General features: G+C 72.6%; 1 protein-coding gene. It reads right to left on the bottom strand.

Annotated features, from left to right (window positions below):
• The coding region (locus WYO_RS28480) for a polysaccharide biosynthesis/export family protein (protein WP_007569352.1) at positions 1 to 1,059 on the bottom strand (1,059 nt) is incomplete at both ends.

Genomic DNA, 1,059 nt, shown 5'->3' with positions numbered 1-1,059 from the left:
CAGCACCTTCGACACTTCGGTGAAGGGCGCGTTGGAGACGTAGACGAGGTCGCGGTTGCGCATGCGGAACGCCTGGGTGGTGAACAGGCTGTTGGGGTCGCGCATGTTGATCCGGTAGACCACCGGCACCAGCGGCGTGCCGGTGAGCTTGGTGTTCGGGTTCAGGCGGCGCACCACGCTGGCGGGCTCGAACCGGAAGATGAAGGTCCCGGCCGGGTCGGCGGCGAAGTCCGACAGGCCGCGGGCCTTGGCCAGGGCCTGGGCCAGCGTGATGCCGTCGGCCTGGAACGGCAGCTCGGTCGCCTGGCCGAGCGCGCCCACCGCCAGGAAGGTCTGCGGGTCGCGCACCAGGGTGAGCACGTCGTTGGGCCGCAGGTAGATGTTCTCCTTGGGGTTCGACACCACCGTGGTCAGCGGCACCGTGGCGGTGACCGGACCGCGCGACAGGCGCACGAAGGTCTCGGACACCGGCGAGCGGTTGCCGCCGGCGGCCGCGATGACGTCGAGGATGCGGTCGCCGTGGCCCGAGAGCGGCAGGCGGGCGCCGGCCGCGCCCTCGCCGGTGACGGTGACCGCCTGGGAGATCGGCCGGGTGACCGAGACCAGCACCTGCGGCTGGATCGCCTTGCCGGCGAGCTCGTTCTCGATCAGGCCCTGGACGTCCTGGGGCCGGCGCCCGGCGACCTTGATGCGCCCGGCATAGGGCACCGAGATCGCGCCGTCGCGGCCGACCGGCTGCTCGGGGATGAGGGCGGATTTGGATCCGGCGGAGAAGCGGTCGGCGACGAGCGGCCCGGAGAACAGGCCGCCGGAGCCGGCTTCCCAGACCGAGACCGAGACCATGTCGCCGATGCCGATCACCGGCTCGGTGGAGGGGCGGTGATCGCCGAAGGAGGCGAGCAGGCTGTCGAGCGGGCGTCCGCGCAGGGCCTCGACCACGGCCGGGGTGACGTCGATGATCTCGTAGCGCGCGAGCACGCCGCCGTCGGCGGTCGCGACTTCCGCGCCCGCCTCGATCGCGCTCGCCGTCGGTCCCGCCGCGGGCAGATACGTGCAGCC

It is taken from the genome of Methylobacterium sp. GXF4 (assembly GCF_000272495.1).
In the GTDB taxonomy this organism is placed as follows: Bacteria; Pseudomonadota; Alphaproteobacteria; order Rhizobiales; family Beijerinckiaceae; genus Methylobacterium; species Methylobacterium brachiatum.
The sequence above is the reverse complement of the archived record's forward strand: the minus strand, read 5'-3'. Positions and strand labels throughout refer to the sequence as shown.